At 56.1% G+C, this 14,789-nt stretch carries 10 protein-coding genes; 3 read left to right on the top strand and 7 right to left on the bottom strand.

Going from position 1 to position 14,789, the window contains the following annotated elements; all coding sequences use genetic code 11:
* Window positions 1-54: 54 nt before the first annotated feature.
* From wzc to PU683_RS10765, 3 genes are read right to left on the bottom strand one after another with little or no spacing between them, the layout of a single operon-like run.
* Window positions 55-2,223 (bottom strand): tyrosine-protein kinase Wzc, encoded by a 2,169-nt coding sequence (wzc, locus tag PU683_RS10775; protein ID WP_277171458.1) that lies wholly within the window; start codon window positions 2,221-2,223, stop codon window positions 55-57.
* The gene (gene wzb / locus PU683_RS10770; protein ID WP_277171457.1) at window positions 2,223-2,669 is read right to left on the bottom strand and encodes a low molecular weight protein-tyrosine-phosphatase Wzb; all 447 of its coding nucleotides are present in this window, start codon (window positions 2,667-2,669) and stop codon (window positions 2,223-2,225) included. Before wzb ends, wzc begins: the two co-directional genes overlap by 1 nt.
* A gap of 5 nt (window positions 2,670-2,674) precedes the next feature.
* Window positions 2,675-3,817, bottom strand: coding sequence for a polysaccharide export protein (locus tag PU683_RS10765; protein WP_277171456.1), 1,143 nt, complete (start codon window positions 3,815-3,817; stop codon window positions 2,675-2,677).
* Between the two features lie 686 nt (window positions 3,818-4,503).
* On the opposite strand from PU683_RS10765, the gene PU683_RS10760 reads away from it, so the two are divergent.
* Window positions 4,504-6,087: a TerC family protein gene (locus PU683_RS10760; RefSeq protein WP_277171455.1), complete on the top strand. Its 1,584-nt coding sequence runs from the start codon at window positions 4,504-4,506 to the stop codon at window positions 6,085-6,087.
* A gap of 158 nt (window positions 6,088-6,245) precedes the next feature.
* Window positions 6,246-6,788, top strand: coding sequence for an NUDIX hydrolase (locus tag PU683_RS10755; RefSeq protein WP_277171454.1), 543 nt, complete (start codon window positions 6,246-6,248; stop codon window positions 6,786-6,788).
* Between the two features lie 70 nt (window positions 6,789-6,858).
* On the opposite strand, the gene asmA is transcribed toward PU683_RS10755, so the two are convergent.
* The 3 genes from asmA to udk form a co-directional block, all read right to left on the bottom strand.
* Window positions 6,859-8,709: an outer membrane assembly protein AsmA gene (gene asmA, locus PU683_RS10750; protein WP_277171453.1), complete on the bottom strand. Its 1,851-nt coding sequence runs from the start codon at window positions 8,707-8,709 to the stop codon at window positions 6,859-6,861.
* A gap of 25 nt (window positions 8,710-8,734) precedes the next feature.
* Window positions 8,735-9,316, bottom strand: a complete 582-nt coding sequence (dcd, locus tag PU683_RS10745; protein WP_277171452.1) for a dCTP deaminase — start codon at window positions 9,314-9,316, stop codon at window positions 8,735-8,737.
* Window positions 9,317-9,401: 85 nt separating this feature from the next.
* Window positions 9,402-10,043 (bottom strand): uridine kinase, encoded by a 642-nt coding sequence (gene udk / locus PU683_RS10740; RefSeq protein ID WP_023479149.1) that lies wholly within the window; start codon window positions 10,041-10,043, stop codon window positions 9,402-9,404.
* 353 nt (window positions 10,044-10,396) lie between these two features.
* On the opposite strand from udk, the gene PU683_RS10735 reads away from it, so the two are divergent.
* Complete coding sequence (locus PU683_RS10735; RefSeq protein WP_277171451.1) at window positions 10,397-13,726, top strand: diguanylate cyclase; 3,330 nt, start codon at window positions 10,397-10,399, stop codon at window positions 13,724-13,726.
* Window positions 13,727-13,814: 88 nt separating this feature from the next.
* Here PU683_RS10735 and alkA read toward each other — a convergent pair whose 3' ends face one another.
* Window positions 13,815-14,675, bottom strand: a complete 861-nt coding sequence (alkA, locus tag PU683_RS10730) for a DNA-3-methyladenine glycosylase 2 (RefSeq protein WP_277171450.1) — start codon at window positions 14,673-14,675, stop codon at window positions 13,815-13,817.
* Window positions 14,676-14,789: the final 114 nt, after the last annotated feature.

The raw sequence follows: 14,789 nt of genomic DNA, 5'->3' as shown, positions 1-14,789 counted from the left end.
TCCCCCTGTTAAGGGGAAGGGCAAAGCACGCTGAGGGTAGAGGTATAAGTCTTGTTATTTCGAGTCGGACTTGTATTCGTACTCGTAGTAGCCGTAATCCTGGTAGCCGGTTGCACGGCGGAAGATAGAGTTCAGGATGACGCCTTTCACCTGGATGCCGTTCTGCTCGAAGCGGCTCAGGCTGGTCTGGATCTCTTTCAGGGTGTTGACCGCGTAACGCGCCACCATCAGCGTGGTACCCGCATGACGACCAACAACGGCCGCATCGGTCACCGCGAGGATTGGTGGGGTATCAATCAGCACCAGATCGTAGTTTTTGCTTGCCCACTCAACCATCTGGGTGAAGCGTTCGCTCATCAGCAGCTCAGAGGGGTTAGGTGGCACCTGACCGCGCGGAACCAGATCGAAGTTACGGATCGAGGTCGGCTTCGCGCAGCTCTCGATGGTGCCCTTCCCTGCCAGCACATCTGACAAACCATTGATATTGTCGGTACCCAGCAGTTCGTGGGTGTAGCCTTTACGCATATCGCAGTCGATCAGCAGCACGCGCTTGTTGGTCTGGCTGATGACCGCCGCGAGGTTGGCGCAGACAAAGGTTTTACCGATGGAGGGGCTGACCCCGGTCATCATCAACACATTGTTGTTGGCCTGCATCATGGCGAAGTGGAGACTGGTACGCAGGCTGCGAACCGCTTCAATCGCCAGATCGGTCGGGTTACCCACCGCCAGCAGCTGGCTCTGCTTGAAGCGGCGTGCGCCTTTCGCAGTTTGCGCGTTGTCACGCTCCTTCTGCCACTCGGAGAGCGGGATGCTGGCATAAACGCTGATTCCGTGCTCTTCCAGCACCTGCGGGCTTTCGATACCGCGGTTGAAGAGGGAACGCAGCAGCACGCCAACGACGGAGATAATCAGGCCGAAAATAATGCTGCCGAGAATAATCAGCGCTTTTTTCGGCTTCAGCACGCCAGGCTGGGTGATTGCCGGGTCAACGATACGCACATCGCCCACGGTGCTCGCCTGGGTGATACGCAGCTCCTGCTGTTTATTCAGCAGCTGCATATAGACCTGCTGACCAGATTCAACATCGCGGGTCAGACGCACAATTTCCTGCTGCGTCTGCGGCATGGCCGTAATGCGTTTATTAAGCCTGGTTTTCTCATCTTCCAGCGCCTGACGTTTCTCCAGCAGCGTGCGGTACGCCGGGTGCGCTTTGGTATAGAGCTTGGAGATCTCCGCCTCTTTGAAGGTCAGTTCGTTCAACTGCGCATCGATGTTGACCACAGAGTCGAGCACCGATTTAGCTTCAAGCGGCAGGTCGACGGAGTCTTTCGTCTGACGATAGGCGTTGAGCTTATCCTCCGCGACGTCGAGGTTGTGACGCACTTCCGGCAGTTGCTTATCAAGGAAGATGAGGCTCTTCGCCGCTTCTTCTGATTTGCGCTCAATATTCTGCTCAAGGTAGTTGCGGGTGATGCTGTTGAGAATGGCGCGGATCTGATCGCGATCTTCGCCGGTGTAGCTGAGGCTCAGCACGCCGGTGTCTTTACCGTTCTCCACAACCGTCAGGTTGTTTTGCAGATTGTTGATCATGCCGAGGGTCGAGAACTTGGTGACAGTAAACTCGCTGTCATCAGAGGCCTGGATCGCGCTCACCATCATGGTGACGCCCTCTTTGCTCAACGGCTTGCCCACTTCACCGCGCGCTTCAAATCCGCCATCGCTGCTCAGCAGATAGGTTTTCGGGCTGAGCACTTTTAGGGTAAAGGTCTGCTCTGCCCACCCTTTCGGCAGTTCGAACGAGGTGACCTTAACGGTCTCATTCTGCCGCCCCATCAGGCGATCCCAGCCTGCGCCAAACAGCGGGAAGGTGTTTTTCACCACTGAGATGTCGAGGTCGAGATCGTCAACGGTTTTACCCAGTACCAGACGGGACTGAATAAGCTGAATTTCCGCTTCCGACGCCGGAGGCTTGTTACTCAGCGCACTGTTAATATCCTGCACCAGCGAGCTACCGGTATTCTGCTCGATCTGCACCAGCGCATCGGCGCTATAGATAGGCGTGGCAAACATGCAGTAAACCAGCGCGGCGAGGGCAAATAGCGCGGTAATGCCCAGCACCCACCAGCGAGCCTCAATGATTGTGCCGAGTAAACGGCCAATATCGATTTCGTCATTGCCCACTGCCGACGTAGCAGAATGCGAATGGTGTGTTTTCTCTGTCATTATTTTCCCTGCTGAGCTTGCAATGCCTGCGCCCAAAGGCGGGCAGACTGGTCAAGTAAGGTGTAAACGGCTTCAAAAGCTTCACGACTTTTGCGATACGGATCGGGGATCTCCCGTTCGTTATCCCAGTGGCCAAACAACATGACCTTTCCGCGCATCTCCGGAGTAAGTTCGCACAGGCGGGAGATGTGTCGCTTCTCCATAACCAGAATCAGATCGAATTCACGACACAATTTCCCTGAAATCTGGCGTGCGACGTGCCCATCCAGTGAGAGTTGGTTATCTGCCGCCACGGCCGTGGCGTTGGCATCTGCGCCATGCCCGACCAGTGCGCCCAACCCGGCAGACTCAACCGTAAGTCCGGGGTAGTATTTTTTCAGAAGCCGTTCCGCCGTTGGGGAACGACAAATGTTCCCCACGCAAACCACCAGAATTTTGTTGAACATGCCTGTTACCACGTATGAATATCTTTGGCCGTATCCGTCATGTAGCGAACGCCACTGATGGTTGGCAGCAACTGGTTGATAAGACGGTTCCAACGCGATACCGGTGCGGTGGTGACATAGACAACGTCGTAAGGCTGGAGGCGGAAGTTAGTGGCCATGACCAGTGACGTGGCATCCGACATATCTAGCTGGTAGATGTTGGCAATCTTGTTACCGCGACCGCCCTCGCCATCCTTGATTGGACGGATAACGAAGATACCGCTGGCGTTAGAGGAGGTCAGGTCGAGACCTTCAGCCTGGCCGAGCGCTTCGGTCAGCGTCATGCCGCTGAAGTCCATTTTGAGGGTGCTCTGTTTTTTCACTTCGCCCATCACGAACACTTTCAGATCGTCATTGCGCGGAACAAACAGAATGTCGCCAGGGTAGAGGAGACGGTTCTGGCTGAGGTCGCCGTTTTGCATCAGCGCCTGCAGTGAAATACGCTCCTCTTTGCCTTTGTGGGTCAGCACGACATTGCGCCAGTCAGCAAGGTCGGTCAGACCACCAGCGGCGTTGATCGCATCAAGCACGGTCAGCGGCACGTTGGTGATCGCCTGCTGGCCTGATTTATTGACCTGACCGGAGACATAGGCTTTTTGCGAGCGGAACGCGGCGATATTAACGTCCACCTGCGGGTCGGCAATATAGGTCGCTAAGCGGCTGGTAATATCACTACGGATTTCGGCCAGGGTCTTACCCACTACGCGGACTTTGCCGATATAGGGGTAGAACATGGTGCCATCCGGCTGCACCCAGTTACCGGTATCGCTGGAGCTGCGATACTGACCGGCAGGGGTGGTTAATTCCGGGTGATCCCACACAGTGACGCTCAGGACATCACCAGGGCCGACGCGGTATTCATAAGAGGAGATCTCTTGATCCAGCGACATGTTCGGCTGGGCAACGTTTACGCGCGGGCGCAGTTGCTCAATCAGACGCGGGGTCAATGGATAAACGTTCACCATACTGTCTAAATCAAAGTCAGCATCCTGCTGTTTAATCACGTCCTTTCCCGATGTCGACATATTGCTACCCGGGAATACGGTGCAGCCACTCATTAAGCTTATGGACACCAATAATGGCATCAATTTCATTTTAGATTTCATCATTGATTAATTATCACTATGGCAGAGTAATTATCCTGTGCGATTTAAATAAGCGCTCAAGCAGTACACAGAATCACAATGCAGTTAATTCACCAGGAATATAACTGGCATCAGTCCTAAAAAGCATTTATCCAACCCCATGACAATACAGAATAATCCGGCTGCAGTCATGCCGACAGGCATGCTACCGCCCCTGGCTTCCAGTTACCAATGCACTGATCATCGATATATCGTTGATAGTCATCCTTTACATCCTCGTCAGGGCGCCCACTGTGGCGCGCGCTAAATACGGCGGGTATCCTTTTCCGCGTCGAATAACAACGTGGAAATTAACATCGCAGGTATATTTGAAAGATGCTGGTGGAATTGTTGCAGCTAAGGCAAAGGCAGGCAAGGCGGCATCTCCCGACTGAAGCTTTTTTAAGAATAATATTAACGTCAGGTTTTCTCACTTTTAGGAATTAACTTATATTGACAACTTGGGGATGCAGCCTGCCCCATGCGATAGTTCCTAAATTCGCATCTTAAATAGTTATAAATAAACTTAATCACGGTGAGGGAATGGAATTAAATAACTCTTAAATATCTTATTAAATAAGATTAATCGCAGGCGGCATTGCATTCGCCATGAAAGTTACCCATGATCTGTTTGTGACAAGTGTCATCTTATATAAGGTTTTACGCTAACAATGGAGTGGATTGCTGATCCATCAATCTGGGCCGGGCTGATCACACTGGTGGTTATTGAGTTAGTGCTCGGTATCGATAACCTGGTCTTTATCGCCATCCTGGCGGAAAAATTACCTCCCGCAGAGCGCGACCGCGCGCGCGCGACGGGTTTAATTCTCGCTATGCTGATGCGCCTGGTGCTGCTCGCCTCCATTTCGTGGCTGGTGACACTCACGCAACCGCTGTTCACCGTGCGGGGTTTAAGCTTTAGCGCCCGCGATCTCATCATGCTGTTTGGCGGCCTGTTCCTGCTGTTTAAAGCGACAGTTGAGCTGAACGAACGGCTTGAGGGAAAAGACAGTGATAACCCCAGCCAGCGGCGCGGGGCAAAGTTCTGGGCGGTGGTTGCACAGATCGTGGTGCTCGACGCAGTCTTCTCTCTCGACTCGGTGATCACCGCCGTCGGTATGGTAGACCATCTGGCGGTGATGATGGCTGCCGTTATTATCGCCATCTCGCTGATGCTGTTGGCGAGTAAAGCCCTCACCCGCTTCGTCAATAATCACCCGACAATTGTGATCCTCTGCCTCAGTTTCCTGCTGATGATTGGCTTTAGCCTGGTGGCAGAAGGCTTTGGTTTCCATATTCCGAAAGGCTATCTCTATGCGGCGATTGGCTTCTCGGTGATGATTGAGTCCCTCAATCAGCTCGCTATCTTTAACCGTCGCCGCTTCCTGTTTGCCAACCACACGCTGCGCCAGCGCACCACCGAAGCGGTGATGCGTCTGCTTAGCGGGCGTAAAGAGGATGCGGAGCTGGATGCGCAAACTGCCTCTATGCTGGGCGACAGCGACGATGCGCAGATTTTCAATCCGCAGGAGCGGCGAATGATTGAGCGCGTACTGAACCTCAATCAACGCACGGTGAGCAGCATCATGACCTCCCGTCACGATATCGAACATATCGATCTCAATGCGCCGGAAGCCGAGGTTCGCGCCCTGCTGGATAAGAACCAGCATACCCGCATCGTGGTCACCGGCGGCGAGCAGGAGGAGTCGCTGCTCGGCGTGGTGCATATTCTCGATCTCTTGCAGCAGTCCCTGCATGGCGACCCCTTGGATCTGCGTGTGCTGGTGCGCCAGCCGCTGGTTTTCCCGGAAGGGCTGCCGCTGTTGCAGGCGCTGGAGCAGTTCCGCAATGCCCGTACCCACTTCGCTTTTGTGGTCGATGAGTTCGGCTCGGTTGAAGGAGTGGTGACATTAAGTGATGTGATGGAGACTATCGCCGGTAACCTGCCTAACGAGGTGGAAGAGATTGACGCTCGCCATGATATTCAGAAAAACAGTGATGGCAGCTGGACCGCAAACGGCCATATGCCGCTGGAAGATCTGATTCAGTATGTGCCGCTGCCGCTGAATGATAAACGCGATTACCACACGATTGCCGGGCTGTTAATGGAGCATCTGCAGCGTATTCCCGCCCCTGGCGAGGAGGTCACGATTGGCGATTTCCGCCTGAAAACGCTGGATGTTGAGAGCCACCGGGTGCAGAAAGTGCAACTGATCCCCGTAGCAAGCGACATTCCCTCAGACTACGAAGTGTAAACCCGCCGGGGTACGCCCCGGTTTTCCCCTCCCCTTCCAGAGAGCTAAATCGGCCAAGTCTGGCTGACACCATTGCGCGCCTCGCCGCTGCATGAAAAATCTTGTTTACGCACGAATTTGCACGATATGATACCTGCACAGGCAAAAAAGGAGCATCTATGCAATCTGAACAGGCACAAGCACGTATTATTAAGGCGGTTCCGCTGTCGCAGGACTGGGGAAAGCTGACAAAGTACACCTTCGATTTCCGCCGCCGTGACGGCGAATGGCAGCGGCAGAGCCGCGAAGTCTATGACCGCGGCAATGGCGCAACCATCCTGCTCTATAACCGCACTAAACGCAGCGTGATCCTCACCCGGCAGTTTCGCTTACCGCTGTTTGTGAACGATCATGCCGGTTTTTTGCTGGAAGCCGCCGCCGGGCTGCTGGATGAGCTGGACGCGGAGACGCGCATAAAACAGGAGGCTGAAGAGGAGACCGGCTACCGTTTAGAGCGGGTCGAAAAGGTCTTTGAAGCCTGGATGAGCCCCGGCTCGGTCAGCGAAAAGCTGCACTTTTTTATCGCCGAATATGATGAGAGCCGCCGCATCGGCAATGGCGGCGGTCTGGCCGAGGAGGGGGAAGATATTGAAGTGGTGGAGATTGCCGATGGCAAAACCATTATGCTGCTCCAGCACCTCGCCTTAGCGGGGCGCCTTTAATATCCACATAAAGCCCGTAAGTCTGAGAAGGCGAAGCCGCCATCAGGCCTGTTGCCCGATGGCATCACACTTACATCTTATCGAGCAGCTTCTTCACATCTTTGCTGCTCTGCTTATCCTTGTTGCGCTCGGCCCAGTCGCTCAGGCGGCGCTTCGCCTCATCCTGCAGATGCTTACGCAGGAGCTGATCAACCTGCAGAGTGTAGTTGAGCGCCTGCCACTGACCATATACGCGCAGCGGGATCGGCGTCGTTTTGAGGTAGTCGATAAGCTCACTCTCCCCTCGCCAGCCACCCAGCACCTGGATATTGAAGCGGGTGTCTGCCTGCTCCTTAACCAGATCCATTTTGCCCTCGCCGGTAAGGGAGATAAGCGGTGAGCTGCCCTGCATATTGCTCAGTGTCATCTGCCCCGCTTTCAGCGCCAGATCGCTGCTAAAGCTGTCGAGCTGGGTTGCCGTGTCATATTTCTCCTGCGTCTGCACATCCGTGCTGCGCGACACAGCCTGCTGCACCAGCTGCTGGAAGTTGAGCCCTTCCATGCGGCTATTTTTCAGCTCAACATGCGCTTCGCCCTGCCACAGACGGCGGAACTCCTCAGCATCAATGCTCGGGCCGGAAAAATCGCCCGCCATCGACAGGCTGCCAGTAAGCGCGATGGGATAATTAAAGGCTTTCAGAATGTCGCCAATCTCGACATTGTCGAGGCGCGGCTGGAACACCGCCCGCGAGACATCGCGGCGCACATCAAGCTGGCCCGGCAAGAAGATCTGCCCGGCGCCCATCTTCCCTTGCAGGGTTGGAATGGCGAGCAGGCCGGCATTATTGTTGAACTGCCCGCTGACATCGGCAAACTGCATCCCGCGCCAGCGCACGGCTTTTGCAGTGATCGCTACCTGGGCGGTGAAATCACGCAGGCCGTCAAAGTGCGGCACATCGGCACTGTTGGCGATCACCGGACGCGGCGGGCGGCTTTGCGCCTGCCCCTGTTGATCCGGCGCGCTGTTATCTGTCACGCTATTTTTCGGCGGCAACAAATTATCGAGATTGAGATTATCGAACTGCAGATCCAGCACCCAGACCGGCAGCGTGCCGAACGTCACGCTGCCATTGCCGGTCAGGACGCTGTCATTGGCGCGCAGCTTCAGCGCGCTCAGCGCCAGGCGTTGCTGTTCGCCCTGCCACTGTGCCTGCAGCTGACCTTCGCCTTCGATACCCTGGGACGGCACATCCCCGCCGCGCAGCTGCCACTTGACGCTATCCACCACTGCAGAGAGTTGATGCGGATAGTCGTGCGCGTCGAGATTCGCGCGCACGGCAAGGGTCAAATCGCGTTGATTACGGTTGATGCGCCCGGAGAACTCCAGCGACGCCTGGTGCTGCTCATCCTGTTCCATCTGCAGCCGGATATCGCGCACCGCCACCTGCTCATCGTTCTCATGCTGTAACACCAGCACGCTGTCCGCTATTTGCAGGCTGCCGATATCCCAGGACCAGCCGCGATCCTCTTCAGCCTGCGGCAGGGTATTTTCACGCGGCGCGACCGGCGCGTCTTTATCCACTGCGGCCTGAGAATCCGGCGTGAGCTGGATCACCGCACCTTTTAACATGACCTGCTTAACATGCAGCTGATGGGAAAGCAGAGGCAGGAGATTGACATCGAGGCGCATATTGTCCGCTTTTACTACCGGCGTCTGCGCACCCGGCGCGGTTAAGGTCATGCGCCCTGAGAGAATGCTGAGCTGCGGCCAGACGTGCCAGCGCAGGGGGCCTTCAAGCTGTAACTGATAGCCGCTACGCGCTTCAACCTGACGCACCATATAAGCACGGAAATCGTTGGGGTTGACCAGCAACACCAACGCTGACAGGCCGGCAACCAGCACGACCAACAGAATCATCAGCGTGGTTAACACTCTTCTCATGGCGTCCTCTGCAGAGATAACTTGCTCAGTCTTTATCGATACGGCTGGCAACCGCGCCCTGCTGATCGCGATATTTCGCATCTTCGCGGCGGTTGTAAGGGCGCTCGGCCGGACCGGAGAGCGGTTCGAAGCTAAGCGCGCCGATCAGCATGCCGGGGCGCAGGGCCAGCGGCAGTTTGCCTGAATTATAGAACTCCAGCACGATACAGCCAGACCAGCCGGGATCGATACGGTGCGCGGTCACGTGCACCATCAAACCTAATCGCGCCAGCGACGAGCGGCCATCAAGCCAGCCAACCAGATCCGCCGGCAGTGTGACGGACTCATAGGTCACCGCCAGCGCCAGTTCGCCCGGATGGAGGAAAAAGGCTTCGCCATCGGCGAGGACAATCTCATCGCTCATCACCCGATCGAGGGCGGCGCTTACTTCCTGTTTCGGCCCACTCAGATCGATAAAAGCTGCGGTATGACCACTGAATGTGCGGAATTTGTTGCCCAGACGGACATCCACGGTCGCGCCATTAATTCGTTCTACCGGCGGACGCGGGTTAATTGCGAGTCGGCCCTCATTCATCCAGGCTTCGATATCGCGGTCACAAAGACGCATAGCACATTCTCCTTTGGTGCGACACGCCCCTGAAAAAGCCTCAGGGGACGGGTAGTTAACACTGAGTTTGACAGCCTAACATGTATTATTCAAAAAATTGGCTGATTTTGGCTTTCAGGATGTCGATTGCGATACGGTTCTTGCCGCCGCGCGGCACGATGATATCGGCATACTGCTTGGAGGGTTCAATAAACTGCAGGAACATCGGACGTACGGTTTTCTGGTACTGCGCCATTACCGAATCCATCGAGCGCCCGCGTTCATTCACATCGCGTTTGATGCGGCGCATCAGGCAGATATCCAACGGCGTATCGACAAAAATGGAGAAGTTCATCTCATCGCGCAGGCGAGAGTCGGTCAGCAGCAGGATCCCTTCCAGAATGATGACTTTTTTGGCTTCGATACGAATGGTCTCCGCAGTGCGGGTATGTTCAACATAGCTGTAGACCGGTAACTCAATGGATTCGCCGCGCTTAAGCGACTGAAGGTGCTGGAATAACAGACTGTGATCCATCGCGCTTGGATGGTCATAGTTGGTTTTTACACGCTCTTCCATCGACAGATGGCTTTGATCTTTGTAGTAGCTGTCTTCGGGAATAACGCCAATGTGTTCATCACCCACCTGCTCGCGCAACTCGCGGTAAAGCGTACTGGCAATAAGACTTTTACCTGAAGCAGATGCGCCGGCGATGCCGATGATGACGCACTGATGTGACTGATCAGTCATAAATTTAGGGACCTGATTAACCTGGATGTAAAGGAAGGAAGACGCCGTAGCGTCAAACGCGGCAATTATAGGGATTTCACCGCCGCGATACCAGTCGAAAGCGCCAGTCAGGGCGATAAGCAAAAATGGCGGCATTTTTCGCCAATCTACACGCTTTTTTTCTCAGCAAGGTGGGTAAAAATGACGCACCGGGCGCGTTTTGAGCATTCACTAAGTAATTAATAACACTATGATGTCAATTTATGAGCGCACGCCATAGGAATTGTAAATTGTTTGTACTAGCATAATCCGACATTCTCATTTCATTCGTCGGCCGCCGTGTCGGACGGCACAGGGTTGCGGATAAAGCGGTAATGAAAAAACAATACCAACACGTTTTGGTTACCACACCACATCCCGTGCTGCGGCTAGTAAGTCTTGGGCTGCTCTCTTTTATCTTTACGCTCTTCTCCCTTGAGCTGATTCGATTTGGCACCATTATTGCGCCGCTCTGGTTCCCTACCGCCATTATGACCGTGGCGTTCTATCGTCATGCAGGCAAGATGTGGCCGGGCATCGCCCTCGTCTGCGCGCTGGGGAATGTCGCCGCCACCGTCGCACTCTTTTCGCCATCATTTGTCGATTTACGCTACACGCTGGTCAATATCGTGGAAGCCTTCACAGGCGCGATCCTGCTGCGCAAACTGCTGCCTTCCTATAATCCGCTAAAAAATCTGGCCGACTGGATACGGCTGGCCATTGGCAGCGTGCTTATACCGCCGCTGATTGGTGGGGTGCTTATCTGCTTGCTGGTGCCGACGGATAACCTGCTGCGCACCTTTATTATTTGGGTATTGTCGGAAGCGATCGGTGCGCTGGCGCTGGTGCCGCTCGGTCTGCTCTTCAAACCTCACTACCTGCTGCGCCACCGCAACCCGAAACTGCTGCTGGAAACCCTGGCTACGCTGACGCTAACGCTGCTGCTGAGCTGGCTGGCGCTGCACTATCTGCCGTGGCCCTTTACCGCCGTGATTGTGCTACTGATGTGGAGCGCGGTACGCCTGCCGCGCGTGGAGGCCTTCTTAATTTATCTCGCGACGGTGATGGTGGCGTCGCTGGTGCTCGCTATCGATCCTAACGTCGTCAGTTCGTCGAAAACCGATGTCATGATGAACGCGCCGTGGCTGCCCTTTTTGATGATCCTTCTGCCGGTGCATGTCATGACCATGGTGATGTACGCCTTTCGCACCGAGCGTAAGCACATCATTGAGAGCGAAGCGCGTTTTCGTAACGCCATGGAGTATTCAGCCATCGGCATGGCGCTGGTCGGTACCGACGGGCAGTGGCTCCAGGCCAACAAAGCCCTGTGCCAGTTTCTCGGCTACAGCCAGGAGGAGCTGCGCCTGATGACCTTCCAGCAGCTCACCTGGCCGGAAGATCTGGCCCGGGATATGGCGCAGTTGCAGCAGCTGTCGCGCGGCGAGATTGCCAGTTATTCGATGGAAAAACGCTACTACACGCGCAACGGCGATCTGGTGTGGGGGTTGCTGGCGGTCTCGGTGGTGCGGCACGCCAACGGCACTCCGCTCTACTTTATCGCTCAGGTTGAAGATATTAACGATCTGAAGCAGACCGAATGGGTCAACAAACGGCTGATGGAGCGCATTACGCTTGCCAACGAAGCGGGCGGCATCGGCATCTGGGAGTGGGAGCTGGAGCCGGACATCATCAGCTGGGATAAACGGATGTTTGAGATGTATGAAGTGCCTGCACATCTCAAACCGACCTGGCAGCTCTGGTATGAGCGCATTGTGCCGGAAGATCGGCCGGAAACCGAGCGGGTGATCCGGGACGCGCTGGCATCGCGCATCGCTTTCAAGCTCGAGTTCCGCATTGCCGTAAAAGATGGCATCCGCCATATTCGCTCGCTGGCGAACCGCGTGCTCAACAAGCAGGGCGAGGTCGAGCGGCTGCTCGGCGTCAGCATGGATATGACGGAGGTGAAGCAACTTAACGAGGCGCTTTATCAGGAGAAGGAGCGGCTGCACATCACCCTCGACTCCATCGGCGAAGCGGTGCTCTGTACCGATGTCGCAATGAGAGTCACCTTTATGAACCCGGTCGCTGAGAAGATGAGCGGCTGGTCTCAGGAGAGCGCCATGGGGCAGCCTCTGCTGAAGGTGCTGCACATCACCTTCGGCGACAGCGGTCCGGTACTGGAAAATATTCACAGCGGCGATATGTCGCGTACGGATATTGAACAGGACGTGGTGCTGCACTGCCGCGCGGGTGGCAGCTTCGACATTCACTACACCATTACGCCGCTCAGCACCCTCGACGGGCAGAATATCGGCTCGGTATTGGTGATTCAGGATGTGACCGAGTCGCGCAAAATGCTGCGTCAGCTGAGCTACAGCGCCTCGCACGACGCCCTCACCCACCTGGCGAACCGCGTCAGCTTCGAGGCGCACCTTAAACGCCTGCTGTCGTCGGTGCAGGAGTACCACCAGCGTCATGCGCTGGTGTTTATCGATCTCGATCGCTTTAAAGCGGTCAACGACACCGCCGGGCATGCCGCTGGCGATACGCTGCTACGAGAGATCTCGACGCTGATGCTCAGCCTGCTGCGCTCAACGGATATTCTTGCCCGCCTGGGCGGCGACGAGTTTGGCCTGCTGCTGCCGGAGTGTAATGTCGAAAGCGCGCGTTATATCGCTGGTCGTATGATTGAAGCGATCAATGATTATCACTTCAGTTGGGAGGGGCGTGAGCACCGTATCGGAGCCAGCGCCGGGATCACGATTATCGACGAGTATAACCATCAGGCTTCCGAAGTGATGTCGCAGGCCGATATCGCCTGTTATGCCTCGAAGCACAGCGGGCGTGGCCGCGTCACGGTCTACGAACCGCAGCAGAGCCTGGTGCAGCATGAGCGCTCAATGATGTCGCTGGAGGAGCAGTTGCGCATCATTAAAGAGAACCATCTGCTAATGATTGCGCGCGGCGTCGCCTCGCCGCGGATTCCGGAAGCGTGTAACTTCTGGCTGCTCTCTTTGCGCTTGTGGACCAGCGAAGGCGAAGTGATGGAGGAGCATGCGTTTCGCGCTGGCCTCCACGAGCCAGAGCTGATTCGCGCCCTCGATCAGCGCGTCTTCCATGAGTTTTTCCACAAACATGCCGCCGCCATCACCGCCAAAGGGTTGGGTGTCGCCCTGCCCCTCTCTGTGCACGGGCTGGCAAGCAGCAGCCTGGTCGATGAGCTGCTACTCATGCTGGAGAGCGGCCCGATGCCGGGGCGTCTGCTGCATCTGGTGATCCCGGCGGAGGCGCTGGTGCGCGAAAGCCATAGCCGGATTGAAAACCTCAGACGTCTGCGTCAGGCGGGGTGTCGCATTATCCTCAGCCGTGTCGGGCACGATCTCGATATTTTCGAGCACATTACGCCGCATATGGCTGATTACTTGCTGCTGGAGCCGGAGCTGGTCTCTAACGTACACGGTAATTTGATGGATGAGATGATGGTGACCATTATTCAGGGGCATGCGCAGCGCCTTGGGCTCAAGAGCATTGCCGGGCCGACGCATCAGCCGATGATGATGGATACCCTCTCCGGGATCGGCATTGACCTTATCTATGGCGATACCATCTCCCAGGCGCACCCGCTGGATTTGATGCTCAACACCAGTTATTTCGCTATCAACTAACTGCCGGAAGGCGGCAGTGCCTTATCCGGCCGACAAAAACCGCCCCGGAACAGCAGGCACGCGTCTCCCAGGCCCGATAAGCGGAGCGTTATCGGGCATCGTTCTGCGGCTCCGGCGACCACTCCGGCGTAAACCAGATATGCAATAGCGCATAAGAGCGAAACGGCTGCCAGCGCTCGGCATAGCGGCGCGTCTGCGCGGGCGTCATACCGGCGAAACGCTGCTTAATCGCATAATCATCCGGTAAGAAGATATCTTTTGCCTGCCAGCCGCGCAGCGCAAAGTAGTTCGCCGTCCAGCGCCCAATCCCCGGATAGGTAAGCAGCGCTTTCACCCCCTGCTCTACATCATCCGGCTTCTGCAACGGAAAGGTGCCGTCACAGGCAGCTTCGGCAAGGGTAATCAGCGCCTGCGCGCGTTTGAGCGGCATCCCCAGCCCTTTCAATACCTCCGCATCGGCGGCGGCAATCTGCTGCGCGGTGGGAAAAGCGATAAAGCCCGGCGCCTCATCCATCACCTCGCCATATCGGTGTGCGACTTTCGCCGTCAGCTTTGCTGCCATCGCCACGCTCACCAGTTGCCCGAGCACCGCGCGCACCGCCTGCTCAAACGGATCGACCGAGCCGGGCAGCCGCAGGCCAGGGCGCGCGGCGGCGAGTTCGCCCAGCTGCATATTGATACGCTCCGGCTCGCAGGAGAGGTCAAATAACCTCGTCAGCCGCTGTAAACAGTGTTCGGCGATCGGCTCAAGCCCCTCGCTTAAAGTGACCTTCAGCGTTGCGCTTGTCTCATCCGGCTCGGCGCTAATCACTCCGCGATGGCCGCGAAAGGCATAGCTGCGCACATAGCGCGTCTCGCTCACCTCCTCCACGCCCGCAACGGCGCGCGCGCCTAAAAAACGTAACATCCACGCCCAGTCATAGGGCGGTTGCCAGTGCAGTGTGTACATACCATCTCCCCGCTGATAATGCTAAAAGCATAACAACTCAGGGAATTTTCGCCTTGCTTTCATATTCCGGTTGTCGCCCTGCACGCATTCGGCTAAAGTCGCCCCCCTTCTTCA

The sequence above is a fragment of the Candidatus Kosakonia sp. 282A-S69 genome (genome assembly GCF_029433855.1).
GTDB lineage: Bacteria > Pseudomonadota > Gammaproteobacteria > Enterobacterales > Enterobacteriaceae > Kosakonia > Kosakonia cowanii_A.
Note: the sequence above shows the minus strand (reverse complement) of the source record. Positions and strands in the feature narration are given on the sequence as shown.

Bases quoted from the DNA above. Each gene is read 5' to 3' on its own strand.
- dcd (WP_277171452.1), bottom strand. From the start codon at position 9,316: ATGCGTCTTTGTGACCGCGATATCGAAGCCTGGATGAATGAGGGCCGA.
- PU683_RS10755 (WP_277171454.1), top strand. From the start codon at position 6,246: ATGCAATCTGAACAGGCACAAGCACGTATTATTAAGGCGGTTCCGCTG.
- wzb (WP_277171457.1), bottom strand. From the start codon at position 2,669: ATGTTCAACAAAATTCTGGTGGTTTGCGTGGGGAACATTTGTCGTTCC.
- udk (WP_023479149.1), bottom strand. From the start codon at position 10,043: ATGACTGATCAGTCACATCAGTGCGTCATCATCGGCATCGCCGGCGCA.
- wzc (WP_277171458.1), bottom strand. From the start codon at position 2,223: ATGACAGAGAAAACACACCATTCGCATTCTGCTACGTCGGCAGTGGGC.
- alkA (WP_277171450.1), bottom strand. From the start codon at position 14,675: ATGTACACACTGCACTGGCAACCGCCCTATGACTGGGCGTGGATGTTA.
- PU683_RS10765 (WP_277171456.1), bottom strand. From the start codon at position 3,817: ATGATGAAATCTAAAATGAAATTGATGCCATTATTGGTGTCCATAAGC.
- asmA (WP_277171453.1), bottom strand. From the start codon at position 8,709: ATGAGAAGAGTGTTAACCACGCTGATGATTCTGTTGGTCGTGCTGGTT.
- PU683_RS10735 (WP_277171451.1), top strand. From the start codon at position 10,397: ATGAAAAAACAATACCAACACGTTTTGGTTACCACACCACATCCCGTG.
- PU683_RS10760 (WP_277171455.1), top strand. From the start codon at position 4,504: ATGGAGTGGATTGCTGATCCATCAATCTGGGCCGGGCTGATCACACTG.